This is a genomic window from Sulfurospirillum diekertiae (assembly GCF_002309535.1).
GTDB lineage: Bacteria > Campylobacterota > Campylobacteria > Campylobacterales > Sulfurospirillaceae > Sulfurospirillum > Sulfurospirillum diekertiae.
Genome location: NZ_CP023275.1, coordinates 1,814,627 through 1,839,005 on the forward strand (window position 1 = coordinate 1,814,627; position 24,379 = coordinate 1,839,005).

23 protein-coding genes are annotated in these 24,379 nt (G+C 40.5%); 4 read left to right on the forward strand and 19 right to left on the reverse strand.

Going from position 1 to position 24,379, the window contains the following annotated elements:
- Position 1 precedes the first annotated feature (1 nt).
- The 7 genes from SJPD1_RS09320 to SJPD1_RS09350 form a co-directional block, all read right to left on the reverse strand.
- The gene (locus SJPD1_RS09320; RefSeq protein ID WP_226372182.1) at positions 2-769 is read right to left on the reverse strand and encodes a hypothetical protein; all 768 of its coding nucleotides are present in this window, start codon (positions 767-769) and stop codon (positions 2-4) included.
- Positions 721-2,466, reverse strand: coding sequence for a molybdopterin-dependent oxidoreductase (locus SJPD1_RS09325; protein ID WP_096046919.1), 1,746 nt, complete (start codon positions 2,464-2,466; stop codon positions 721-723). Before SJPD1_RS09325 ends, SJPD1_RS09320 begins: the two co-directional genes overlap by 49 nt.
- 47 nt (positions 2,467-2,513) lie before the next feature.
- Positions 2,514-4,199, reverse strand: a complete 1,686-nt coding sequence (locus SJPD1_RS09330; RefSeq protein ID WP_096046920.1) for an HD domain-containing phosphohydrolase — start codon at positions 4,197-4,199, stop codon at positions 2,514-2,516.
- Positions 4,200-4,316: 117 nt separating this feature from the next.
- Positions 4,317-6,368: a glycine--tRNA ligase subunit beta gene (gene glyS / locus SJPD1_RS09335; protein WP_096046921.1), complete on the reverse strand. Its 2,052-nt coding sequence runs from the start codon at positions 6,366-6,368 to the stop codon at positions 4,317-4,319.
- An 89-nt stretch (positions 6,369-6,457) separates the two neighbouring features.
- Positions 6,458-6,661 carry a phosphoribosylaminoimidazole synthetase gene (locus tag SJPD1_RS09340; RefSeq protein WP_096046922.1) on the reverse strand — a complete coding sequence of 68 codons (204 nt, stop codon included), beginning with the start codon at positions 6,659-6,661 and terminating at the stop codon, positions 6,458-6,460.
- Positions 6,662-6,735: 74 nt separating this feature from the next.
- A complete protein-coding gene (locus tag SJPD1_RS09345) occupies positions 6,736-7,695 on the reverse strand; it encodes an endonuclease/exonuclease/phosphatase family protein (protein ID WP_210394352.1) in 960 nt (319 codons plus the stop codon).
- Positions 7,685-8,329 carry a carbonic anhydrase gene (locus SJPD1_RS09350; RefSeq protein ID WP_087439877.1) on the reverse strand — a complete coding sequence of 215 codons (645 nt, stop codon included), beginning with the start codon at positions 8,327-8,329 and terminating at the stop codon, positions 7,685-7,687. The genes SJPD1_RS09345 and SJPD1_RS09350 overlap by 11 nt, the downstream gene beginning before the upstream one ends.
- Positions 8,330-8,448: 119 nt before the next feature.
- On the opposite strand from SJPD1_RS09350, the gene ppnP reads away from it, so the two are divergent.
- Complete coding sequence (ppnP, locus tag SJPD1_RS09355; protein WP_096046923.1) at positions 8,449-8,760, forward strand: pyrimidine/purine nucleoside phosphorylase; 312 nt, start codon at positions 8,449-8,451, stop codon at positions 8,758-8,760.
- On the opposite strand, the gene SJPD1_RS09360 is transcribed toward ppnP, so the two are convergent.
- The 11 genes from SJPD1_RS09360 to SJPD1_RS09410 form a co-directional block, all read right to left on the reverse strand.
- Positions 8,726-11,338 carry a bifunctional diguanylate cyclase/phosphodiesterase gene (locus SJPD1_RS09360; RefSeq protein ID WP_096046924.1) on the reverse strand — a complete coding sequence of 871 codons (2,613 nt, stop codon included), beginning with the start codon at positions 11,336-11,338 and terminating at the stop codon, positions 8,726-8,728. The genes ppnP and SJPD1_RS09360 overlap by 35 nt on opposite strands.
- Positions 11,339-11,370: 32 nt before the next feature.
- Complete coding sequence (locus SJPD1_RS09365) at positions 11,371-12,519, reverse strand: BaiN/RdsA family NAD(P)/FAD-dependent oxidoreductase (RefSeq protein ID WP_338055367.1); 1,149 nt, start codon at positions 12,517-12,519, stop codon at positions 11,371-11,373.
- Between the two features lie 17 nt (positions 12,520-12,536).
- Positions 12,537-13,235 carry an SIMPL domain-containing protein gene (locus tag SJPD1_RS09370; protein WP_096046926.1) on the reverse strand — a complete coding sequence of 233 codons (699 nt, stop codon included), beginning with the start codon at positions 13,233-13,235 and terminating at the stop codon, positions 12,537-12,539.
- An 18-nt stretch (positions 13,236-13,253) separates the two neighbouring features.
- Complete coding sequence (locus tag SJPD1_RS09375; protein WP_096046927.1) at positions 13,254-13,733, reverse strand: tRNA (cytidine(34)-2'-O)-methyltransferase; 480 nt, start codon at positions 13,731-13,733, stop codon at positions 13,254-13,256.
- A 118-nt stretch (positions 13,734-13,851) separates the two neighbouring features.
- Positions 13,852-14,694: a formyltetrahydrofolate deformylase gene (gene purU, locus SJPD1_RS09380; protein WP_096046928.1), complete on the reverse strand. Its 843-nt coding sequence runs from the start codon at positions 14,692-14,694 to the stop codon at positions 13,852-13,854.
- On the reverse strand, positions 14,695-15,816 hold the full coding sequence (locus SJPD1_RS09385) for a tRNA nucleotidyltransferase/poly(A) polymerase family protein (protein ID WP_096046929.1): 1,122 nt from the start codon (positions 15,814-15,816) through the stop codon (positions 14,695-14,697). It lies immediately after the preceding gene.
- Positions 15,813-16,208, reverse strand: a complete 396-nt coding sequence (locus tag SJPD1_RS09390) for a CiaD-like domain-containing protein (protein WP_096046930.1) — start codon at positions 16,206-16,208, stop codon at positions 15,813-15,815. Before SJPD1_RS09390 ends, SJPD1_RS09385 begins: the two co-directional genes overlap by 4 nt.
- Entirely contained in the window at positions 16,199-16,447 is a 249-nt protein-coding gene (locus SJPD1_RS09395; protein ID WP_087438926.1) for a tetratricopeptide repeat protein, read from the reverse strand. Before SJPD1_RS09395 ends, SJPD1_RS09390 begins: the two co-directional genes overlap by 10 nt.
- Positions 16,444-17,517: a 3-isopropylmalate dehydrogenase gene (leuB, locus tag SJPD1_RS09400; protein WP_096046931.1), complete on the reverse strand. Its 1,074-nt coding sequence runs from the start codon at positions 17,515-17,517 to the stop codon at positions 16,444-16,446. Before leuB ends, SJPD1_RS09395 begins: the two co-directional genes overlap by 4 nt.
- Positions 17,514-18,002 (reverse strand): 3-isopropylmalate dehydratase small subunit, encoded by a 489-nt coding sequence (locus tag SJPD1_RS09405; protein WP_096046932.1) that lies wholly within the window; start codon positions 18,000-18,002, stop codon positions 17,514-17,516. The genes leuB and SJPD1_RS09405 overlap by 4 nt, the downstream gene beginning before the upstream one ends.
- 67 nt (positions 18,003-18,069) lie before the next feature.
- Entirely contained in the window at positions 18,070-18,858 is a 789-nt protein-coding gene (locus SJPD1_RS09410; RefSeq protein ID WP_096046933.1) for an ABC transporter ATP-binding protein, read from the reverse strand.
- A 99-nt stretch (positions 18,859-18,957) separates the two neighbouring features.
- Between SJPD1_RS09410 and SJPD1_RS09415 the strand changes: the two genes are divergently transcribed.
- Positions 18,958-22,089 (forward strand): efflux RND transporter permease subunit, encoded by a 3,132-nt coding sequence (locus SJPD1_RS09415; protein ID WP_096046934.1) that lies wholly within the window; start codon positions 18,958-18,960, stop codon positions 22,087-22,089.
- Here the strand turns inward: SJPD1_RS09415 and SJPD1_RS09420 are convergent.
- Positions 22,054-22,686, reverse strand: coding sequence for a LysE family translocator (locus SJPD1_RS09420; protein ID WP_096046935.1), 633 nt, complete (start codon positions 22,684-22,686; stop codon positions 22,054-22,056). The two genes, SJPD1_RS09415 and SJPD1_RS09420, sit on opposite strands and share 36 nt — an antisense overlap.
- Positions 22,687-22,798: 112 nt before the next feature.
- Here SJPD1_RS09420 and SJPD1_RS09425 point away from each other — a divergent pair, with 112 nt between their 5' ends.
- Both SJPD1_RS09425 and SJPD1_RS09430 read left to right on the forward strand, forming a co-directional pair.
- Entirely contained in the window at positions 22,799-23,113 is a 315-nt protein-coding gene (locus tag SJPD1_RS09425) for an ArsR/SmtB family transcription factor (protein WP_096046936.1), read from the forward strand.
- A complete protein-coding gene (locus SJPD1_RS09430; RefSeq protein WP_096046937.1) occupies positions 23,110-24,363 on the forward strand; it encodes an arsenic transporter in 1,254 nt (417 codons plus the stop codon). The genes SJPD1_RS09425 and SJPD1_RS09430 overlap by 4 nt, the downstream gene beginning before the upstream one ends.
- Positions 24,364-24,379 lie beyond the last annotated feature (16 nt).

The window sequence follows — 24,379 nt, forward strand, 5'->3', positions numbered from 1 at the left end:
CTTACTCTTCTGCCCACATCTCCTCTTCTTCTTGCAATGCTTTTTCCTCTTTCATCCGATACGTCATCACCAGATTAAAACAGAGCTCGCTTAGCATCAAAAGATCCCACATGGTGAGTATCTCTAAAAAGGGCATTCCCTCTTCCAGCTTTTCAAAATTGATTTTACATGTAAAGATGTAGGAATCATTCGGAGCGCCTAGTTCTGGGAGGTTGAGTGAGTATTGAAACGCAAAGGTCATATCGGCGTTGCGCCCCATACGACGAATGCGTTTGAGTGTGCCATCGTAATCTTTTTCACTTAAACGAATCTCGGAATGAATGTTGTGCGAGAGGACATTGCGAACAAATGAGACAATGTCAAAAAAGTTTTCATACTGCTCACCAAAGAGTTTTTGCATAAAAATTTTAAAAGGACTCTCAAAGCGAAGGCACTCAACGGTCGCCATACAGATACCCCGAAACGCGTTGAACTCCACAAAATACTCAAAGAGCGAAATCTCTTCTTTGTTGGTTTCTCGTGCATTGGCTAAAAGCTCTTGAATGATCTCCGCATTGAAATAATAGGCTTTCTCATTCTCATACTTTTTCACGACAAACAAACTGCGATCACTTAAGTCTTCCGTTTTGGAAAGACGCCCCAAAAACTCACCCATATGCAAAAAGTAAAAATTCTGCTCTACCAGTAAAAGGGCATCGTCCAGTAAAATTCCCGTATCGCTCATTTCACTCGTTCCAGTCGTACTTTCATCTCTTGATACGTTGCGCAATTTCCCTCTTGGCTCATCGCACGAGGTGTCAGTCTGTTGGCATTTTTAGCCCCACTGTAAAGGAGTAAGCAGTCATCGCGTAGGGTATCGGTAGGCATGACAGAGTATTCGCACGTGCCATAACGATTGGTAAGTCGCACGCGTTCTTCTTGTTCCAAGCCTAAGCAAAGGGGCACATACAGATAATCGTCGGTGACAAACTGCGAATTGAGCGACTTGTTTTGCTTCGCGGCAATCACGTAAAAACCCTCCTCGTCCTCAAAGTCATCATCAAACTCTTCCAAAAATTCAAATTTTCCACTTTTCGTATAAAACGTCTTTTCATACGGCAGATCTTCATAAGTTTTAGAGATCAAAAAACCATCTTTCTCGACGCTATTGGAAGCAATCACGTTTTCAAGAATCTGCGCTTCACGCTCCAACGCATCATGCCCAAAAGCAGCCAGTAACGTTTGCGTTAGGTCGTACTCGCTGATGCCGATGGGACTCTCTACAATTTTTGGCATACGCCCCACAAAGGGATGCCCATAGCTTAATTTAACATCATCCTTTGCCAAAAACGTTTTAGCAGGAATGACCAAATGCGCACGCGCGGAGGTCTCATTTTCATGCAATCCAAAGTAAACAATACATTTGGCTTTATCCAGCCCCTCTTTAACCTTAGACGTACACGGCATTTGATTGAGCGGATTGCCACCTTGAATAAACACAAGATCATACTTCCCAAAATCAACGATCGGCAGAGGCTCTTTTTTAGCATCGACTTTAAACGGCAACGTATAACCAAAACCGCTGTTGGAAAGATACCCCACGCCACAACCGACTTTACCAAACAGCCCCAGCATAGCGCCAAGTGCGTCAATGGCACGCAAAACACTATGCCCAAAGCTATACTTTTGCACGCCAATACCCACTAAAATGGAGACTTTTTTACCTTGGATCAGATGCAGTAACGCACCGATTTCATCCAAGTTCACGTGCGCCTTATCCAGCAGTTTTCGCATCGGAATACCACTAATAAAATCTAAAAAATCTTTGTAATTGAGCGTTCGTTCGTTTAAAAATGTCTCGTCTTCCATCGCTTCCATTGCAACCAAACGGCAGAGTAAAAGAGCTAAATAAAGATCGCCCCGCGGTTTAATCTGAATATGAAGCGCCGCGTGATGGGAGAGGTCAATTTTCACAGGGTCAATGACAATGAGGGTCTTGCCTTTAAGCGCAGGAAGCATATGCGAGTTCGTCACTGTAGGGTTTCGACCCCACAAAATAACCACCTCGGCATCTTTTACATGTAAGGGTGAAAGCGAAAGATTGGCACCCCTACTCTCACAAATTCCAGCATCCCCTGCTTCATCACACAACGAACCAGAGGCAATCACCGCCTTGTGCGAAGCAAAAAACGTTTTAGTCACCCCTTGCATAACACCCAAATTACCACTGCCTTTAAAAAAAAGCGTTTTTGAGGGTTCATACGCGCGTAGGTGTTCTTGAAGCAAGGAGAGCGCTTCTTCCATCTTCACACTTTGCCCCAAATAGCGAGGCTCTTCAATCCGTTCAAAGGTATGAAAATGATTGAGGTGATGACAGAGGTACCCTTGTGTAATCGGATGGGCTTTGTTGCCTTTGAGCTTAAGCTCTTTGGTCACAGCAATGCTGCATCCATCAAAACAGTCCAGTGGGCAAGTTGTAAAATACATTGAAGCCTCTTTGGTAGTAGAGTTTATAGGGACAATTATACAGTGTTCTATAAACGAAGTAGTTTATCTTCTAATATTTCCAAGGTTAAATGCTCATCTTCGCTCAAATCGATATGCTGATAGATCATCAAAAGTTCATGTTCGCTCAGTAAAAGATCGATTTTGGCGTAGTCCATTTTCGGCTCATTTTCGTTTACATGTAAAACCAAAAAGTTATCACTGTATGCCCGCACAATGATGGCATCTGGATAGATAAAATTAATCGTTTGAGCAATTAAACATAAAAATTCATCGCCTTTTTTCCAGCCATGTTTTTTATTGTAGAGCGCAAAATTGGTACAGTTTAGGTGATCCACACTGCGAATTTTTAATTGACACGCCCCCGCATGTGCAAAAATAAATTTGAGGTAATTGACATTGTAAAAACTGGTGAGTTGATCGCGAAAATAGTAAGAAAAACGCATCTCTTCCAGCAAGCCTTTGGGCATTTGCGTCGTATTTTCAGGTAGTTTGACTTCGGCAAAAATGTCCAATGCCACATCCACAATTAAAGGGTTAAATTGCTTTGTCTTCTCTGCTTTTAAAATCGCAAATGCCTCTTTGCGACTGAGACTTTTACGATAAGCACGATTGGTCGTCATCGCATCAAAGGCATCCGCTACGGTGATGATTTGCGAGAAAAAGGGGATTTGATCGGCACGCAAGCCATGCGGATACCCCTTGCCATCATAGCGTTCATGGTGGTGTAACACAACATGCGCAAGTCTTGAAAAAGGTTCACGCGAGAGAAGCTCATAACTCGCTGTAGAATGACGCTGGATCAGCGAATACTCCATCGAGGTTAGCTTATCGGGTTTGAGCAAAATAGCATCGGGGATTTCAATCTTGCCGATGTCATGTAGCATGCCCGCTTTGTAAATAAAATCAACCTCATCACTGCTGTAGCCCATGGCAAGCACAAGCATTTTAGAATACTCAGCGACTCGTTGGCTATGCCCTGCCGTGTAACTGTCACGTTTTTCCATCATGTCGATGAGCGCATACATACTCTCTTCATACATTCGTGTTTTTTCATTGAGGTAATTACGACCGCGAGAATGAATCCACCAAATGGCAAAAAGCCCCAAAAGCCATGTGCCCACATAGGTCACAATCAAAAAATAAAAACTTTGAGGATTCGCACTTTTAAACGTGGGAACTTTCATTTGAATCGACGTGTACCCCAATAAATCTCCAATAGCAACATCATCATGAACGTGACAGGAGATGCAGACATGATTGGCAATCATAGGCTTGACATAAAAAAGGTATTTTGTATTTTCTTCCTTATAAAGTGCAAAACTATCGCGATGCTCTTCTTTAACCGTGTAAAACGCTTTTTTGATCGAAGGTTTTAAAGCCGTGTGGTTCATATCTTTAGCAGCAGGCGTAATGTCAAATGCCATATCGCTCTGTTTTGCAAGAAGGGCTAAAAGGTCTTTGAAGGAAAAATTGGTTTGAAACGTACGGCGTTGCTCATCGCTCATCGCCTTTGCTTTTTGTTCGTAAGCCCAATACACAAAAGCCAAAGATTCTTCCGCAACACCTTTGATACGTTCTAACGAGCTTTCTTCAACGTGTTTTTCTTCATTGTAAAACTGATACACCACGAAAATCGTTGTTAAAAGCGTCCAGAAGATGGTTAAGACAATAGCAAGTTGTTTAAAATACTTAATACGTTTACTGACTGACATTTTGATAAGTGATCTTTTCTTTAATATAGTTAAAATAATTTAACCTATTATGCCAAATTTAACCTTAATGATCTATGGGGAGGAGAGAGCGTGAAAGTGTTTTCACGCTCAAAGAAGTTAAATACTAATCTCTTTAATATCTGCAATAGATTTAAACGCGTTGTAAACTGAAGCAATTAGATTCTGACGATTGGCTCTTACACTTAAATCTTCCGTGTTAACCATGACGTTATTAAAGAACGCATCAATTTGTGGTTTAAGCGCAAACAGTGCATCAAGGTTCTCTTCAAAAGAAGCATAATTTTTTGAGACAACGGATCTAAAAGAAGCATAAAGCTCTTTTTCATAGGTGTTATCAAACAACGCCTCATTCACAGAAGTTTCAACGGAAACATCCATATTTTTAATAATGTTTGCAACCCGTTTAAACGTTGAGAACATCTCTTTAAAACCATCGTCTTGAACAATGCTAGCAAGCGCTTTGATCTTTTGAGAAAGCTTCACAATGTCGCGTTCGCCACTGCTAATCACGGCTGAAATAATCGAAGAATTGACATCGAAAAATTGATACATACGCTCTAGGAAAAACGTCTCTAACACTTCAAAATCAAATGCTTTATACGATGCACTTAAAGCTTTAAGATCGTGTTTGATGTCAAAAGCAATGCCTTGATCGAGCACAATTTTAATGATACCATTCACCGCACGGCGAAGTGCATACGGGTCTTTGTTACCCGTTGGAATCTTGTCAATGCTAAAGAGTGCAATCAACGAATCAAGCTTATACGCAAGCGCAACAATCGCGCTAAAAAGTGTACTTGGAAGGTCGCTCTCTTCTGAATTAGGAAGGTACTGCTCCTTAAGTGAGAGTGCCAAAAGTTCATCTTCGTGTGCCGCATTCGCATAGTAATAGCCCATTAAACCCTGAAGTTCCGTAAATTCGTACACCATTTCGCTTAAGAGATCACTTTTGCTGTACATGACCGATTTATCCATCAGTGCCGTTAAACTTGAAGCATTAAGACGAGCATTTTGAGCCAGCAATGTGGTTTGGTATTTCGTAACAAGATACGTTGTGATTGCTTTTTCACGAAGCTCTTTATCCAAAAGTGAGCCCAAGCCATCCAGATACGTAATGTCTTTGAGTCCTTCGTAACTTAGACCATGTTTAAGGTCATTGTCCAAGAAGAAAAGAGCATCGGAAAGCCTAGCGCGAAGCACTTTCTCATTACCGCGTACAATTAAGTCATAATCATCGCTGATCGCATTGGAAACCACGATGAAACGATTGGTAAGATGGCCGTCTTTAAAGACAGGGAAATAACGTTGGTTCTCTTTCATCGAAGTGGTAATAACTTCGGGTGGAAGGCGTAAAAATCGCTCTTCAAAACTTCCAATCAGCGCTTTTGGATGCTCCGTAATCGCCACAACTTCCGCTAAAAGGTCTTCATCAATTTCGATGTGAATACCCTCTTTTTGCTCAATCGCTTTAAAATCATTTAAAATAATCTCTTGACGTTTGGTCGGGTAAAGCACAACACCACGTTCAGCGAGTCTATCAAAATAATCCCCTGCAAACATGTACGCAAATGGCTCATACGAAATGGTTCTGTGAGGGTATGAAAAAGGAGTGGATTCGATGCCAAAAAGGGAGAAAGGCACATGCTCATCGCCTAGCATACAGCCAAACCAACGAATCGGGCGAATGAAATGCTCTTCTAAAAAGCCCCAACGCATCGACTTTCCAAAATTAAGCCCTTTGATAAAACTTTCAATCATCTCACGAAGCAATAATTTTGAACTCTGTCCTGCAATCGTTTTTTTATAGTAAAGTACCTCTTTACCATCTTTTATCGTGCGAGAGACTTCACTAAAATCAACACCACATTTTTTAGCAAAACCAAGCGCTGCAGGCGTTGGCACACCCTCTTTAATCGCAACACTTAAAGGCGCGCCAAAAAATTCTTCTTCACGCTCATCTTGTTGGGTAGGAAATGCCTCATGCCAGAGCACTAAACGTCGTGGAGTGTAGTAAAAATTAAACTCGCATGCCAATGCATTTTTTTCTAAAATATCAAGCCATAATTTTTCAATATTGGGGAGTTCTTTCAAAAAAGGAATCGCAGGAAGTTCTTCGACGCCTATTTCTATCAAAAGGGGTTTGATCATTGAGTGACCTTTACATGTAAATAATTTGGCTTGATTGTAACCAAAAGTTGGTTAAATCGTCCTTTTACATGTAAAGGAAAATTGGGGAGTTAACGGCTACTTTTACAGTGTCCTACGAGCTTTGTAAACAACCAAATGGAAGGGCAAAAATCAGTAATGGCCCACACGAGAATCATCGCGATCACAAATCCAAGCAAGATCGTACCATAAATGGAGCCTGCACTCATAAGACAACACGCGACCAAAAGCACTGCTGCCATCATGAAACGTTGAAGTTTTTCAGCACATATCATATCGAATCCTTTTATGTTAGTTATAAGATGTAACTATAAAAGCACTCGACTTAAAAAGGTGTTATTTTTTTTACCTAATATGAAGATGTATGGAAAATTGCAGTCAAGGGAAAGTGATCCGAAAAGCCTTCACCTTGGTGTACCCCTCTTCCTCTATCGCTTATTTGCCACCGTTTTGGATTATTGTTTTCATCGAGCATATAAGGGCGCACAAAAACGGCAAGTGACGCTTCATTATAATCAATCCCTTTTCCATCACTCAACGTTTTGGGGATAATAATATGGTCCAATGTTGCTTTTTGTTTGCCGTAACTATGCGAATAGCGTTTTTCTACAGGCAGATCATACCAAAGGTTGTACAATGTACTTTTTTTGTCTCCAGCATTAAGAATAGTCACTAAGCCCATACCCCAATCTTTTTGTACTTGATACGGTGAGTTAAAATCTCCTAGAAGAAGATATTCACTGCCCTCTTCTTTTAGCAGGAGATTATGCAGTGTGGTTGCATATATGAGTCTCTCTTCTTCTTTCTCTTTTTGCGCAGGCCAATGGTTGATATAAACATCTAAGCGCTTATTATCGATTTTAAGGGTAATGCGATGAATACCTCGCGCTTGATCTTTAATAAAAATGGATGATGTTTTTTCAATAGGGAAACGTGATAAAAGTGCCGTTTCGATGTTCACGCGTTCTTTTTTGTTGGGATAAAACAGATACGGATACATTTTACTTCCAAGAGCGGCATTTAACTTTTGAAGAACAGCTTTGTTTTCAACCTCTTCAAGGGCAATAATGTCCGCATCCATGTCGGTAATGACACGAGCAATATTGGCAATCTTGATCTGCAACATTGCCTCATTCCAACCATGTTTAGTGTTGGGTTTGTACTCTTCATACTCATTGCCGTCATTTTGAGCATCGAACAAATTTTCAACATTGTACGTTGCCACTTTAAACTCAAGAGCTGAAAGTAAGAGCGGGATAAAAAGCAGAACCCAACGGATCAATGTTTGTGACCTTGCATTAATTTTCACTTCCAATCATGGGTTCAAACTCACCTGATTCCGTATTAAAATACTCCAAGTCTCCTGTTTCTAGATGGTAGTACCAAGAGCGAATAAAAAGCTCGCCCGCATGAACACGACGTTCCACATCTGGGTAGGTTAAAAGATTTTTCGATTGGAAAAGCAGTGAAATTTTTTCGGTTAATTCAAGCCTTTTAGCATGGCTGACATCTTTACTCAATTTTTGTGTCACATAATTTTTAGCATCCAATCCCAGCTCTAACCACTTTTTAACATGCACCAAATTAATGTCCGTAATGTTGGTATACATCGTCTCAATGGCACCGCAATGGGAGTGTCCACAAATCACGATGTCTGTAACACCCAAAACAGAAACAGCATACTCAATCCCTGCGGCGGTTGCGTGAAAGTCATTATCGGGAGCAAAAGGAGGAACGAAGTTGCCAATGTTTCGAAGCACAAAAAGATCGCCAGGAGATGAGAGTGTAATTAACGAGGGATCCACTCTAGAATCACTACACGCAATAAATAAAACCTTAGGGTTTTGACCATTTTTCACAAGATCCAAAAATTTATTTTCATACTTTTTAAATTTGGTATCTTTAAACTTTTCGTATCCACTAATTAACTCGGCTATTTTCATCATCAAACACACTCCAAAGTTTTTAGATGCAACATTATATAGAAACAGAATGAAAAAGAAATTACAAGCCAAAAGTTATTATAATTATGAGATCTTACTTAACCCAATAAAGGAAAACAATGGAATTTAAAAATGTGACTGTCGTCAAAAAAGCAAATATCTATTTTGATGGTAAAGTCGTTAGTTATACCGTGAAATTTGAAGATGGCACGACCAAAACCCTTGGCTGTATGCAAGTAGGTGACTATACTTTTAACACTGGCTCTGCCGAAGTTATGGAATTTTTAAGTGGTGAATTGAGCGTTGAACTTCCTAACCAAAAAGAGCCTTTGATCATTCACTCTCAAGCAACATTTGAAGTGCCTGCAAACTCAAGTTTTACGTTACATGTAAAATCTATTGCGGATTATTGCTGTTCTTACGCAAAATAATTTCGGGGTGTTTCAATAACGCCTCAAGATCGGTGACATTCAAGGGTTTGCTAAAGTAATACCCTTGAGCTTCATCACATCCATTTTCTTTTAAAAAGTCCAATTGCTCTTTAGTCTCAACACCTTCTGCAATGGTTTTCAAACCTAAACTCTTACCCAAGGCAATAATCGTTTTAACGATTTCACGATCTTCTGGGTCAATACTAATATCGCGAATAAAGGACTGATCAATTTTGAGCTTATAGACTTTAAAGCGCTTCAAATAACTGAGCGATGAATACCCCGTGCCAAAATCATCGATAGAAAGACGAATTCCTTTTGCATTAAGCTCATTCATCGTCGCAATCGCATGAACAGGGTTTTGTGCTGTCACACTCTCTGTCAATTCAATCTCAAAATAGCACGCAGGAAGATTGACCTCATCAATGATTGAACTCACAAGTTTGGAAAGATGCGCATGGTGAAATTGAACAGCGGAGAGATTAACGGCCACACTCATCGCTGGAAATCCAATATCAAGCCACTCTTTCATAGCCTTAGCTGCAGTACGCATCACCCATTCACCAATCAAAAGTATCTGTCCACTCTCTTCGGCAATAGGGATAAATTCGCAAGGTGAAATCATACCAAACTCAGGATGATGCCAACGAAGCAGTGCTTCCACTTCTACAATTTTGCCATCACAAAGTGAAACTTGCGGCTGATAATGCAGACTAAGTTCTCCTCTCACTTGCGCATAACGTAGTGCATTTTCTAAGCTTAAAATGCGAGCGGAACGGCTTTGAATTTCAGAAGTAAAGAAACGATAACTGTTTCTGCCATTTTGTTTTGCTAAATACATTGCTGCGTCAGCACATTTAAAAAGGGTATCAATATCTGTCCCATCATCAGGATAAAGCGCAATACCAATCGAAGCAGTTATAATCAACTCATTATCAGCAATCTTAATCGGCTGTTCAATCGCTTGAAGAAGTCGTTTTGCCATATGCACCGTATCGTCAACGCTCACACCAGGTAATACAACCACAAACTCATCACCACCTTGACGTGAGAGGGTATCCACTTGGCGTAAAAGAGTCTTCAAGCGATTCGAAACTTTGACCAACAATTGATCACCCACAGCATGCCCTAGCGTGTCATTAATATTTTTAAAATGGTCAAAGTCAATAAATAAAACTGCTAGCTTTTCATTTTGTTTTTGTGCAATGTTAAGATCATGCTCAAGACGCAAGTGTAATTGAAGTTTATTGGGCAATGAGGTAAGAGGATCAAAATACTCAAGTTTTTGGATTTTTTCTTCATTTTCTTTGCGTATAGAAATATCGCGTGAAATACCAAGTATGCCTATAAGATCACTATTTTGATCATAGATAGGTGTTTTAATTGTCTCAAAAAAGCCATTGTACCCATCGCCTTTAAAACTGAGCTCTTCTTCATTACGAACAGATTGATGCGCATCCATTGCAATAATATCATGTGTTCTAAAAAAATCGGCTTGCTGATAGTCCACAAAATCATAATCACTTTTGCCAATAATATCTTCTTCTTTTGCCCCATATAAACGCTCAAATGCTTTATTACACATAAGATAGATGCCATTAGGATCTTTAAGCCATATAAGGTCAGGAATAGCATTTAAAACAATTTCTAATTGGCGCGCAAGTACATTTTTTTCATCTGTTGTTTGAAGCACTTTGGATTCTAGAGCAACTTTAGCCATCTTTAGATCAATAAATAGTTTTACCATAGAGACTAACATCAATGCGAAAACAAATGCCATGAGTTCTCGTACTATCAAAACAGGTGAATTATTCCATCCTTTTGTTGGAGCCATGCTAATTGTCCATGTATTGTTGGGGACTTCAAAGGTATAAATCACAGGATCAATCAATGAAGAATGGCTTGTGCAAGCAATGATCTGTTTCGTTTTGTTATCGGGGTGCACACGCCATACTTCATAAGAGAGTCCTTCGTGTTCTAAATGTGCACCTTTCACTGTATCAAAAATTTCTGAAATACGTATAACGGCTAGAACAAACCCTAAAAAACCCTCTTTTTTCGTTTCATCTTCAAAAAGCGGTAAACGGCCGACTAAACCAATACCGCCTTGCACAAGCTCCAAAGGACCCGCTAAGGTCAGTTTACCACTGTCTCGTGTTAGAAATGACTTTTTTTTTTGAGTTTCTATTTCAAATAAATTCAGTCCAAGTGCTTTTTCATTACCGTGAAGAGGCGCAACTTGAGCAATGACACCAGCAGGTGCAATAGCAAGCTCAATGACACCAGGGTATTCAGATAAAAGATTTTTCGAAACTCTTTCAAAATTGCGTATAAAAAAATCATCATTTTGGCTTAGCAGTGCTTGAAGTGTGTGGGTTGAGGAGAGAGCATGTTCGAGATTTAATTTAATGTCATAACTGTAGTTTACCGCAGTCGTATAGACTTTAGCACGCTCTTCTTCAGTTTCCAAAGTATCAAAATAATAAATAATGAGCGATAAGAGTGAGAATGCAACTATAAAAATAATGGACAGAACCATTTTAAGGTTGCGAAATGGTATCAAAACTTCTCTATTCACACACACCCTTTTCTATGAAGTGACTTATTGTATCAAATAATTGCTTTGACAAGAAAGGAAGCAGAAGCAAATGCCCATTGAAAATTAAAACCGCCTAATTCTCCTGTCACATCAAGCACTTCACCGATAAAATAGAGATCTTTACAGCGTTGACTCTCAAAGCTATGCGCATCAATTTCATCTGTTTTTACACCGCCTTTCGTCACTTCAGCTTTGGTATAGCCAAAATTTCCAGCAGGTGCAAAGGTGTACGACTTTAAAGAGCAGAGTAATTCTCGCTCGTGAGCCGTCAATTTGGAAAGCACCTTGTCTTCCATACCCATAGCATCCAAAAATGCCTTAATCAGACGTCTAGGAAGTCCAAGTGCTGTAATAATCTGCTTTTTACTCTGTTCTTTCAATAAAGCTTCCATACTCTTGACGTGTGGCAAAAAGTCAATCGTGATATTCCCTTTTTTCCAATACAACGAACCACTCAAAACAGCAGGACCACTAATGCCTTTGTGGGCAAACAGAAGATTCTCGCTAAAGCGTTTTCCTTCTACATGTAAGGTGACAGGCAAAGCAATACCACTGAGTTCTTTCATCCAAAATTGCTCTTTTTGAAGCGTTAACCCGACAAGTGCAGGAGAAGGAGTCACAAGGCTATGGCCAAAAGACTCTGCAATTTTGTAGCCAATATCACTAGCACCAATGCTTGCATAACTCAGTCCTCCGCTGGCAACGACCACTTTTTTGGCGTGAATTTCACCTTTATCGGTCGTGACACAAAAATGCTCATTTTTCGTTACATGTAAAACCTTAGTGGAAAGATAAAACGTACAATATGAAGTCAAACGTCCAAAAATGGAAACCAACTCTTTAGCACTGTTGGCACAAAAGATTTGGCCATGATCACGTTCTTCTATGCTCAGGTGGTGTTCTTTGACAAACGAAAGTGTAGATGTAGCATCAAAGGAAGAGAGAACGGGCGCAATAAACGCTTGATCTCCCAAATAATTATCAGTTGTTGCAAAACGATTGGTAAGATTGCATTTTCCACCACCAGAGATCAATAATTTTGCCCCTATTTTAGGATTAACATCCACCAAGGCAACATCATGTCCTTGTAAATGTGAGGCTGCCATCAAAGCGCTTGCTCCCGCTCCGATGAAAAGAATATCGTGAATTTTCAAACTCAAAACTTTACCAAAATCGATTACTTAACTGCACACGTATAATTGACGGTTGCCGATAAAAAGAGGGTTTCCTCATGCAAAATAGGCTCTTCGGTAGGAACAGACTCTTCTTTTAAAGAGGCATTCGCTCGAGAGAGCATACTCTTCATCATGACAGGTTGAGGCTCAGTTCCTTCAAAAGTAACCGCACTTATCTCGCAGTGCATCTTCATCTCTTTTGAAAAAAAGGCTGCTTGTTCGCTCGCTGTTTGTAACAAAGAGGCACGCATCGCAAGACGTGTGCTATTGCGAGTTTTCAGGCTCACTTCCCATGTTAGGGCACTTTGATTGATGAGAACACTTGGCACTTTAACTTTCTGAATTGCCACTAAAAGAGCATTGTAATGATCAATAGACTTAAAATCACACCCAAAAGAGAGCGTTCCACCGTAGCCATTAAAAATCTGCTTTTGATCTTTATAGGTGTAACGAGGAGCAAGATAATAACCACCGCCACGACAAAATTCACCTTTAGGGTCAAACTGCTTAACCGAAGCAACAATGACATTAAGATGTTCTTTAATCGCATCAGCACTTTTGTTTTGCTCTTCAAAACCAATCTGGGCACGTAAAACATCAGGCGTTAATGCTTGTGAAACTTGCTCGTTGGTTGTGATATTCATGGCGGCACTGGCAAAAAGGGGTAGAAAGCTGAGTAGAAGCATTACACTTATTTTCATGGTGTCGCCTTTAATAGTTTATGACCAAGAGGTTGATTTAAACGTTTCAAAATTTTGACGAATGGCATCGTAGAGAATAATGCCAGCCGAAGTCGCTTGGTTCAAACTTCTGCCGTTTTTGCCCATCGGAATGGTGATGGCATTTTCCCATTTCATTTTCATCAACTCCATCGGAAGTCCTGTGGACTCACCTCCAAAAAAGAGAAAATCTCCTGGTTTAAAAGAGGCTTCAAAATAAGTTTTCTTTGTTTTGGTTGTAGCAAAAAAGAAACGTTCCAATTTGTCTTTGTGTGCTTCTAAAAAATCATCTAAATTTTCCCAAACCGTCACATCCAACAGATGCCAATAATCTAGCCCTGCTCTTTGTACACTCTTATCACTGATCTCAAACATGGTCGGCTTAATGATGTGCAATTTACAATCGGCATTAACGCACATTCGACCAATACTTCCCGTATTTTGTGGGATTTGAGGGTGTACTAAAACGATGTTAAACATAAAATAATCTCCTAAATAACAAAAAACTTTCTTCGATCTACTAAAGCGCACAAACCGAATAATTCTGCCTCATCAGAGGCTAGCTTTAGTGCCCCAGTGCCCAACATACGTGTCAAAATTAAAATATAATTGTTTTGTTATCGTGAACGAAAATACGTTCCTCAAAAACCAAATCAAGGGCATTAGAGAGCACCACTTTTTCCACATTACGACCCGCGCGTTGCATATCACGCCATGTCATTTCATGATTCACACGTACAACATCTTGCGCGATAATCGGACCTTCATCAAGGTTGTTATTCACAAAGTGCGCGGTGGCTCCAATAATCTTAACACCCCTTGCAAATGCCTGTTTATAAGGATTTGCCCCCACAAAAGCTGGTAAAAATGAGTGGTGAATGTTGATCATTCGCTCGTCATAATGTCCCACAAATTCACTGGATAAAATGCGCATATATTTGGCTAGAACAATATAATCTACCGTGTATTGTGCCAACACTTCCAAGACTTTTGCCTCATGTTCGGCTCGGTTCAATCCTTCATGGCTGACACAGTGAAAGGGAATGTTAAATTTATTGCTCAAATCTCTTAAATCTTCGTAGTTCGAAACAATCGCTAAAATGTTTGCATTGAGATCATCACTATCATGCTTTAGTAAAATATCACCCAAACAATGTGTCTCTTTTGTACCCATTAAGATGATGTCTTTTTTGCGTGCTTCTGCTACATAAATCTCCGCATGCGCTGGCAACATCGCTTGAAGCGTTCCTTGAAATTCGTTCATGTTGACTTCGCCACTCAGCTCCGCACGCATAAAAAATTTACCGTTTTCTCTGTCAACATACTCATCATTTTTGATAATGTTCAGCTGATATTTAAATACCACATCCGCAATGCGGTAAATCAACCCCTTCTCATCCGAACAATCAATTTTTAAAATATAATTTTTAGCTGTTTCCATCTATTTACACACCTGTTTTATTTTTTCAATTCGTCTTCGTTTTAATTCATGCCTAATGGCTTCTTTTTCAAATCCATCACGGATCACCTCTTGGACACTCACGTCTCCTGTAAAAATTTCATTCCAAATTCCAAGTTTACATGCTTTTTCTTTAACACCATTTCGGTAATTTCCAAGCCAGAGTTTCAGAGGCAATTCAAGGCTTACATGTAAAAGCATTTCATCGCTTATCTCCCCTTCAAAAAAAGGCTGATACTTGAAGGTTTGCAGATAATGATTGGGCGCATCAAGCATCCTAAACCATTGCAAGGGATTTTGCTTCAAACGATTGGCGACGATATAAACAAAATAGTAAGGACGAAGGGCGTCTTCAAAATTTTGCTTGTATCGTAGCAATTCGCGTGCGATCTCAAAAAAGCGGTTTTCAACATTACATGTAAAGCATTTTTCAAAGAGATGAAGCTCATACATGTAAAAAAGTCCATAGTGCAAAAAAGAAGCACGAAAGAGCTTTTCAAACTCCCATAAAATACGCGGACGACTCAGATCGCTCAGATCAATACTTTGCATCACGTCCACACTTTGAGGCGCTATCTTGAAGCCAAGACGTGCACTAAATTGCATCGCGCGAAGCACCCTCAAACTATCTTCTCTAAAACTTCTTTCATCCATGATAGCGAGTGTTTTATGCACAATCGCCTCTTTGCCACCCCAAAAATCAAGTAACTGTCCGCTAAAAATATTCAACATCATCGCATTGACGCTAAAATCACGACGCCTCGATGCCTCTTTTTCATCTTGACAGATAGCAACTTCAAAAGCAGTATGTCCCACACCATGTTTGTGCTCAACCCGAGGCAATGAAAAATCGATATTGCCAAGCTTATAGACAAAAAAACTTTTCCCAACACCCACAGCGCCGACACGCTGCATCAAGCTATCAAAGGCCTCTGGGGTAATATCGTATACTTCTATATCTAAATCGTGCAAAGGTTCATCTAAACAGAGATCTCGCACACTGCCTCCGACCAAATAAGCTCGCTGGGTATAGGGCTTCAAAAATGCAATAGCATTTTGTATTTGTTGATCAAAATGCGCAGGGAAAACGCAATTTAATTTCATTTTTTCGTGGCTTCCATCTGCTCCAGTTGTTCGTCAATCGTTGCTAAAAGGTACTCTAAAAAATTGAGTGTCAAATCTATTTTGGCTTCTATATTTCGATTATTTGGGGACTGAAACCCTTCAAAAAGCACCAAAATACGCTCTCTAAGATTCATATAAAACTGTTTTTGGCTCTCATGACAAGACTCTTCTTCACTCTCCTGAGGCATACCATACGCCTTGATCATATTGATCTCTTCATTCAGTTCTAACAGTGGCTCTGGTTCAAATGAAACAGTTTCAGGTTCAGGTTCACGTATACGCGGTGGTTGAAGTGTTTGTTGTTGCTCTTCTTTGGGTACTACCTCTTCAAGCTCTTTGAGCGTTGAGAGAATCATATCTTTTAATTCCATAGCTTTACCAACCACCTTTCAAATTCTAAAAATTCCACTTCTGAGTTCATTGTTAAAAAAAATTTCTTCATCTCTTCATCTACACCCAAATACTTTTTGCGAATCCCGGAAAGACGTTTGATAGCAATTTTTGCCTCTTTATTGTCAGGATTTTCACGAAGTAACTCTTTGTAAATATCCAAAGCCTCATTTTTAAGACCTTGGAGTTCGTAGATCGAAGCGAGCGTGAGTGTTTTCATATTTTAGCTACATAATCCGCGATAATAGAGCCAATTTGTGTGGTTGAGCACACTTCCTTAGCACCATAATTGGCTAAGTCTTTGGTACGATAGCCATCATGCAACGCTTTTTTAATGGCAAGTTCGATGCGATCTGCCGCTTTTGTTTCGCCAAGTGCAAAACGAAGCATCATAGAGGCACTTAAAATGGTCGCGAGTGGATTGGCAATGCCTTGTCCTGCAATGTCTGGAGCAGATCCGTGAATCGGTTCAAAAAGGCCCACTTTCCCACCCATAGAAGCGGATGGCAACAAACCAATAGAACCACTGATCATACTGGCCTCATCACTCAGAATATCTCCAAAGATATTGCCCGTTAAAATGACATCAAATTGACGAGGATTACGTACCAGTTGCATCGCAGCATTATCGACATACATGTGTGTTAAGGTTACTTCAGGGTACTCTTTAGCCACTTCAATCACGGTATCTCGCCACAGTTGACTTACTTCCAAAACATTCGCTTTATCAACCGAACAGACCTCTTTACGACGTTTCATGGCAGACTCAAAAGCAACATGTGCGATACGCTCGATTTCAGGTTTGGTGTAGACCATCGTGTTGTAGCCTTTAAAGCCATCATTACCACGAGGTTCACCAAAGTAAATACCACCGATAAGTTCACGAACGACTAAAAGGTCAACCCCTTTTAACACTTCAGGTTTAAGCGTACTGGCATCTAACAATTCATCAAAAATAGCCGTTGGACGAAGATTAGCAAAAAGTCCTAGTGATTTACGAAGTTTTAAAAGTCCCGTTTCTGGGCGAAACTCACGTGGCAGAGTGTCCCATTTTTGACCACCGATGGCGCCAAACAAAACGGCATCGGCTTTGAGACAACCTTCAATCGTCTCATCAGGAAGTGGTGTTCCTTTAAAATCATATGCCACGCCACCCATAAGGTACTCTTCATAACGCAGTTCAAAATTTTCATGGGAACAGACACTATCAAGCACTTTAATCGCTTCATCCACAATTTCAGGACCGATACCATCGCCTCTAATCACTGCTATTTTATAAGTTTTTTTCATTTCATTATCTCTTTTTTTGCATAATTCATCAATCCACCGCATCCGATAAGCTCTTGCATAAAAGGAGGAATTGGCGTAAATTTATAGATTTTTGTACCGTTTTTCACTTCACCACTCTCCATAGAGATAGCAATAGTATCACCCTCTTTGATGGCATCGGTTTCAGCCAGTTCAAAAATAGGAAGCCCTGTATTAAACGCATTTCGGTAAAAAATACGTGCAAAACTTTTTGCAACAACCGCACTCACACCCGCAGCTTTCAATGCGATGGGAGCGTGTTCACGACTACTACCACACCCAAAGTTTTCACCCGCAACAATGATGTCGCCCGCTTTGACTTTGTTCACAAAATCAGGATCAGCGTCTTCCATCACGTGTTTTGCCAACTCTTTTGGGTCAGACGTATTTAAATAACGTGCCGCAATGATTAAGTCAGTGTCGATGTTATCGCCAAAATACCATACTTTTCCGCTAATCGTACTCATTGATTATCCTTAGTACTCTACTTGATTTCTTAAAATTTTACCGAAAGAGGGTTGTAAAAAAGTTTAATCACCCCACACTTTGAACAAAATAGCGTCCTTTCTCACATTTTACATGTAAAGGTAGATCAAAAACTGCGGAAAGTTGAACATCGTTTAAAAGTGCTTCTTTTTCTCCTTGCGCAACAATACAACCTTGTTTGATCAACACCACTTGTGAAATCTCCTCAAAAATCTCCTCTAAGTGATGGGTCACTAATATGATCGTACGCTGTGTTGCAATTTTACGGATCAACTCAATAAAATTGAGCTGCGCCTTGATGTCAAGCCCCACGGTGGGTTCATCTAAGATCATCGCCTTTGGCTCATGGACTAAAGAGCGCGCGATAATGCACTTCCTTAGCTCTCCTGTGGACATCTCTGAGATATGTTTGTCTCTTAAATGCCGTATCTCCAAAAAGTCCAAAACCTCTTCCACTTTTTTTACATGTAAAGGTGAAAATTCTTGATGCTCATAAATATGGAAACTGCTGTAAAAGCCTGAGAGCGTAACCTCAAAACCACTTAAATTAGGTGCTCTATCGCTAAATTGATAGTGCAAATCATTGGTGATGATGCCCAGATGCTTTTTAAGTTCCCAAATATCCCAAACCTTTTTGCCAAATACTTCTTTAATGCTCGCTTCACTAAAACGTGGATAAATATCGTTGGAGAAAAGTTTCAAAAGGGTTGATTTCCCTGAACCATTCGCACCTAAAATAACCGTATGCTGCCCTTCTTTAATGCTAAGATTGATGTCATGCAACACATCCTGCTCGTCGTAAGCGACATTCACATGCTCAAAATGAATAATTTCCATAATATAACTCCTAATAATCGCATGATTATATCACACCATTATTCACAAAAATTCGTTAAAATGTGACAATTGTAATTATGGTAAAGGTAACGTATCCAGATGTTTTCCAAATTTTTTATCAATCGACCCAATTTTGCTATCGTTGTTTCGCTGATTATTATCATCGCAGGTATTATGGCGATTCGAACACTTCCTGTTCAAGAGTACCCTGATGTTGTACCGCCTCAAATCATTGTTTCCACGACTTACGCGGGAGCTGATGCCGCTACTTTGGAAAATACCGTAGCCTCTGTCCTTGAAGAACAAATCAACGGTGTGGACAACATGCTCTATATGATGTCTACCACCTCGCCCAGTGGACTTCTTACCATGAACCTCTATTTTGAGGTAGGAACCGATATGTCCCAAGCCAAACTGGATGTTAACAACCGTATACGTTTGGCGGAGAGTAAGCTTCCCGATGCTGTTAAGCGTCAAGGCGTGGAAGTCGCTGAGCGTTCCAACGATACCTTGCGTATGCTCGCACTCACTTCAGAAAACAACCGCTACGATACAATTTTCATGTCCAACTACGCCATCAACAATCTTTTAGAGGAGTTTAAGCGCATTCCTGGTGTTTCGGAAGCCATTATTGTTGGAAATCAAGAGTATTCTATTCGTGTCTGGCTTGATCCTCAAAAACTCTCTTTTTACAACATTACGACCACGGAAGTGATTAATGCCATTAAAGCCCAAAATGAGCAGTACCCCATGGGACAAATTGGGCAAGAACCGATTGACAAAAATATTGCATTTACCTACACGGTCACGTCTACTGGCAGACTCAACACGCCAGAAGAGTTTGCGCAAATTTTGATCAAATCAAACACCGATGGTTCCTCTTTGAAGCTAGGCGATGTTGCAACGCTTGAGCTAGGATCAGAGCGTTACTTTTTCAAAGGACTCTTTAACAAACAGCCCACGTCTATGATTCGTATTACCCTGACATCCAAAGCCAATGCACTGGAAGTGTCAGACCTTTTGGATAAAAAAATTGAAGAACTTAAAAAGGAATTCCCTGAAGGGCTCAAAATAGATGCTACGTACGATCCAACGCTGTTTGTTCGTGCGTCCATTCATGAAGTTGTTGTCACTCTTTTAGAAGCGATTGCATTGGTTATTTTTGTGGTTTATCTCTTTTTAGGCAACATTCGTGCAACGATCATTCCTGTCCTTGCCATTCCTGTTTCCATCATCGGAACCTTTGCTGGTTTTTATGCCACAGGCTTTTCCATCAATCTTCTCACCCTTTTTGGATTGACGCTTGCCATTGGTCTGGTGGTGGATGATGCGATTATTGTCATTGAAAATGTCGAGCGAATTTTGCGTAAAGAAAATCTCAGCGTTAAAGAAGCAACGATTAAAGCGATGCAAGAGATTACCGCGCCTGTTATTGCTATCGTCCTTGTCTTGAGTGCTGTTTTTATTCCTGCTGCTTTTATGGGAGGTTTAAGCGGTACGATGTCACGGCAATTTGCCATTACCATTGTTATCTCTGTTGTCATTTCAGGGCTTGTCGCGTTAACCCTCACTCCGGCGCTCTGCTCTTTGCTTTTGAAAAAAGAGGAAGAAGAACCTTTGTGGATCATTCAAAGATTTAATGACCTTTTTGATTATATCACCCACCATTTTGGAAAAATTGTTCAAAATGCTATCCGCTTTAGCCTCTTTAATCTTCTCTTTTTTGGCATTATGATCTTTGTCATCGTTAAACTTCTGGGTATTATTCCCTCAGGTCTAGTACCTAAAGAAGATAAAGGAGTCTTTTTTGCCGTCACAACACTTCCTGCTGCTGCATCTCTTTCGCGTACCCATGAAGTCAATATCGCTGTAGGTGATGTCGCACTTCAAAATCCATCCGTCGATAAAGTCGGTGGTTTTTCAGGCTCTGACTTTAGTTCAAAAGCATATACAACCGAAGCGGGTTACAGCTATGTGCGTCTTACCGATTGGGGACAACGTAAAGAGGCAAATCAAAGTGTCGATGCGCTCTCCAAAGAGATTATGCAAAAGCTCTCTTCCAATAAAGAAGCACGTATTGTAGCTGTTTCACCTTCTGCCATTAGTGGACTAGGCGTATCGGGTGGTTTTGAGATGTATGTTCAAAATAGGACAGGTGGAAACTACCACCAATTGGAAAGTTATGCCAAAGAGATTGTCGCACGTGCCAGTGAGCGTCAAGAGCTTCGATCGGTTCGAAGTACTCTAAGTTCCAGTACCCCACAATTTCGCATTGAAGTTAACCATCAAAAAGCCAAAGCATATGGCATTGACATTGCCGATATTTATACCACCATTCAAGCGACTTTTGGCAATATCTATGTGAATGATATCAATATTTTTGGACGGAACTACCGTGTCAACGTCCAAGCAAAGGGCGATTTTAGAGAAGATACGAAAAATTACGGCGATATTTTTATCAAATCTAGCGATGGAAGTAACATTGCACTGAGTGATCTTGTGACCTTTAAACGTGTTCTCAATCCTAATATTACCAAACGTTTCAATATGTTCCCTTCCGCTCAAATATTGGGAGAGACCAATGCAGGTTACTCTTCAGGCGAAGGACTTAAAATCATGGAAGAAATCGCAGCAGAAGTGTTGCCTGAAGGCTATTCTATCGCATGGGGTGGCGCATCGCTGCAAGAGAAAAAACTTTTAGAAACCGGCAATCTCTCGTTTGTATTTGCCATTGTTTTCATCTTTTTGATCTTGGTAGCACTGTATGAGAGTTGGATGATTCCTTGGGCGATTGTACTCGCCGTACCTTTTGCACTTCTAGGAGCAGAGCTGTCTATCTGGCTTCGTGGACTTCAAAATGACATCTACTTCCAAATAGGACTCATCACTCTTGTGGGACTTTCTGCTAAAAATGCGATTTTAATGGTGGAATTTGCATTGCAAAAAATGGAAGAAGGGTATAGTTTAATTGACGCGACTATTGAAGGGGCAAAAATTCGTTTTCGTCCTATTATCATGACCTCATTTGCGTTCATAGCTGGAACTCTTCCACTGGCATTAAGCTCAGGAGCAGGTGCCAACAGCCGCCATATCATCGGTACAACGGTCGTTGGAGGCATGGTGACACTTACCCTTATTGGCGTCTTCTTTACACCACTTTTTTTCTATTTGATTATGAAAGGTAAAGAAAAATTTTTACTTACGTTCAAGTCCCAAAAGCCCAAGACCTAAGCCCACAAAAATCGCGCCGCTAATGCGGTTAAACCATGTGGCGCGATTACGTGTATTAAACCAATGCTTCAAACTTCGCGCGAAAAAAGCGTAACCCATCAATGTCATAAAAGATAGCGACATAAATGTCAAGGTTAAAATGAAAAATTGAGGTATGATCGGTGTTGTTGGCTCTAAAAAAAGAGGGAACAGCGCTGTAAAAAAGATGATCGGCTTCGGATTGGTGATGCAAATCAAAAATCCTTTACGAAAGATTGTAAAATAGCGTACTGCGCTTTGCGTCTGATGAAGATGGACACGCTCAAAAATATTGTGAAGAGTACGAAACTGTTTGATACCAAGATAGATCAGATACAGTGCTCCTACAATTTTAAACACGGTAAAGAGAATCATCGATGTTTTTAACACAACGCCAAGACCTAACATCGCCGCACTGGAAAGCACAAAAAGCCCTGAAGCATTTCCTAAAGATGAAAAAATGGTTGCTTTAAGATCATACATTAAAGAGTTATTGATCGCTAAAAGTACCGCAGGACCTGGGCTTACGATAGCGATAAACGCGACGGTGGTATACAAAAGCCATGTGTGAAATTCCATGCTATGCTCCTCTTTGAAGTGCCGTATTATACTCTAACTTTTCATATCAATATATCTTGATATGAAAGCAATATTCTGCTATGCTACCCAAAAATCAAATGAGAGATACATTATGGAAACTTTTTTACAAACCGTCGGTGCACTCAATGACGAAACGCGTCTTCAAATCCTTCGTTTCATACATCAACATGGAGAAGTGTGTGTCTGCGAAATTGAAGAGACATTTTCACTAATTCAGTCGCGTGTTTCACGCCATCTCAAAATTCTCAAAGATGCAGGATTTTTACGTGTAGATCGTCGTGGAAAATGGGCGTATTATCAGGTTCGCTCTCCGCTGGATCGTTTTAGACTTGAATGTCTTGAAGAGATTAGCTACTTAGAGATGCAAATGCCTACACCCGTCTGTGCCTGCAAGGATGCCAAATGATTCTCGCTTTTTCACTGTTTCTCATTACCCTACTTTTTGTCATTATTCAGCCGCGTGGTCTTCAAATCGGCACGTCTGCGATCATCGGCGCTGCTTTTGCCCTGCTTTTGGGCGTGGTCAGTTTTGCCGACGTTTTAGTTGTGACAAACATTGTTTGGGATGCGACATTGGCATTTATCGGCATTATTATTCTCTCACTCGTTCTTGATGAGATCGGTTTTTTTGAGTGGTGTGCGATTTGGATGGCAAAGTTTTCAAAAGGCAATGGACACATTATGTTTGTCTATTCACTGTTATTAGGCGCTATCATCTCCGCTTTTTTCGCCAACGATGGGGCTGTGCTCATTCTCACTCCTATTTTACTGGCTAAAATGCGCATTTTAAAACTAGAACCTAAAACGATTGTAGCGTTTTTGCTCGCAGGCGGGTTTATCTCCGATTCGGCTTCGCTTCCCTTTGTTTTTTCCAACCTCACCAACATCGTCACCGCCAACTACTTTCACATTGGCTTTTCCACCTATTTATCAACCATGATTACGCCATATTTAGTCAGCACCTTTGTTTCCATAGCGGTTTTATGGCTCTTTTTACGCAACGATATTCCTTTACATGTAAACGTTGATCTCTTAAAACATCCTGATGATGTGCTCAAATCAAAGCCACTGTTTTACCTCGCGTGGTTTTTTATTGCCGCGCTGATGGGAAGCTATTTTGTAGGAGAGCAGTACCACATCCCCATTAGCTTTATCGCCCTTGGAGGTGCCCTACTTTTTCTTGCCATTGCACGCTACTTTCAAGCAGCACGTCCGTGGCAGATCATCAAAACCGCTCCGTGGCAAGTGGTGTGGTTTAGCATCGGACTGTACATCGTCGTTTACGGGCTCAAAAATGCGGGACTTACAACGTATCTGACGCATATTTTAAATGAACTCAATGCACAGGGCAATACGATTGCTATTGTCGGAACGGGCTTTATCGCCGCCATTTTAAGCGCTTTGATGAACAATATGCCAAGTGTCATGATCATGGATATAGCGCTTCACGACATCCCCAATTCTACGCTTGCCTACGCCAACATCATTGGCTGTAACCTTGGACCCAAAATGACGCCTTTTGGCTCACTGGCGACCCTTTTGTGGCTACATGTCATGGCAAAAAAAGGGGTCAAAATCAGCTTTTGGGACTACTCAAAATTTGGGCTTCTGGTTACGCCACCGATCCTACTTGTCGTACTTCTAAGTCTTGTTTAGTCTTTACATGTAAAAA

What these genes read in the sequence shown, in the direction of transcription:
- SJPD1_RS09375 (WP_096046927.1), bottom strand. Translation starts at nt 13,733, where the DNA reads ATGTTTAACATCGTTTTAGTACACCCTCAAATCCCACAAAATACGGGA.
- SJPD1_RS09350 (WP_087439877.1), bottom strand. Translation starts at nt 8,329, where the DNA reads ATGAAAATAGCCGAGTTAATTAGTGGATACGAAAAGTTTAAAGATACC.
- SJPD1_RS09370 (WP_096046926.1), bottom strand. Translation starts at nt 13,235, where the DNA reads ATGAAAATAAGTGTAATGCTTCTACTCAGCTTTCTACCCCTTTTTGCC.
- SJPD1_RS09390 (WP_096046930.1), bottom strand. Translation starts at nt 16,208, where the DNA reads ATGGAATTAAAAGATATGATTCTCTCAACGCTCAAAGAGCTTGAAGAG.
- SJPD1_RS09410 (WP_096046933.1), bottom strand. Translation starts at nt 18,858, where the DNA reads ATGGAAATTATTCATTTTGAGCATGTGAATGTCGCTTACGACGAGCAG.
- SJPD1_RS09385 (WP_096046929.1), bottom strand. Translation starts at nt 15,816, where the DNA reads ATGAAATTAAATTGCGTTTTCCCTGCGCATTTTGATCAACAAATACAA.
- glyS (WP_096046921.1), bottom strand. Translation starts at nt 6,368, where the DNA reads ATGATCAAACCCCTTTTGATAGAAATAGGCGTCGAAGAACTTCCTGCG.
- SJPD1_RS09415 (WP_096046934.1), top strand. Translation starts at nt 18,958, where the DNA reads ATGTTTTCCAAATTTTTTATCAATCGACCCAATTTTGCTATCGTTGTT.
- SJPD1_RS09420 (WP_096046935.1), bottom strand. Translation starts at nt 22,686, where the DNA reads ATGGAATTTCACACATGGCTTTTGTATACCACCGTCGCGTTTATCGCT.
- SJPD1_RS09405 (WP_096046932.1), bottom strand. Translation starts at nt 18,002, where the DNA reads ATGAGTACGATTAGCGGAAAAGTATGGTATTTTGGCGATAACATCGAC.
- ppnP (WP_096046923.1), top strand. Translation starts at nt 8,449, where the DNA reads ATGGAATTTAAAAATGTGACTGTCGTCAAAAAAGCAAATATCTATTTT.
- SJPD1_RS09330 (WP_096046920.1), bottom strand. Translation starts at nt 4,199, where the DNA reads ATGTCAGTCAGTAAACGTATTAAGTATTTTAAACAACTTGCTATTGTC.
- purU (WP_096046928.1), bottom strand. Translation starts at nt 14,694, where the DNA reads ATGGAAACAGCTAAAAATTATATTTTAAAAATTGATTGTTCGGATGAG.
- SJPD1_RS09425 (WP_096046936.1), top strand. Translation starts at nt 22,799, where the DNA reads ATGGAAACTTTTTTACAAACCGTCGGTGCACTCAATGACGAAACGCGT.
- SJPD1_RS09430 (WP_096046937.1), top strand. Translation starts at nt 23,110, where the DNA reads ATGATTCTCGCTTTTTCACTGTTTCTCATTACCCTACTTTTTGTCATT.
- SJPD1_RS09395 (WP_087438926.1), bottom strand. Translation starts at nt 16,447, where the DNA reads ATGAAAACACTCACGCTCGCTTCGATCTACGAACTCCAAGGTCTTAAA.
- leuB (WP_096046931.1), bottom strand. Translation starts at nt 17,517, where the DNA reads ATGAAAAAAACTTATAAAATAGCAGTGATTAGAGGCGATGGTATCGGT.
- SJPD1_RS09325 (WP_096046919.1), bottom strand. Translation starts at nt 2,466, where the DNA reads ATGTATTTTACAACTTGCCCACTGGACTGTTTTGATGGATGCAGCATT.
- SJPD1_RS09340 (WP_096046922.1), bottom strand. Translation starts at nt 6,661, where the DNA reads ATGATATGTGCTGAAAAACTTCAACGTTTCATGATGGCAGCAGTGCTT.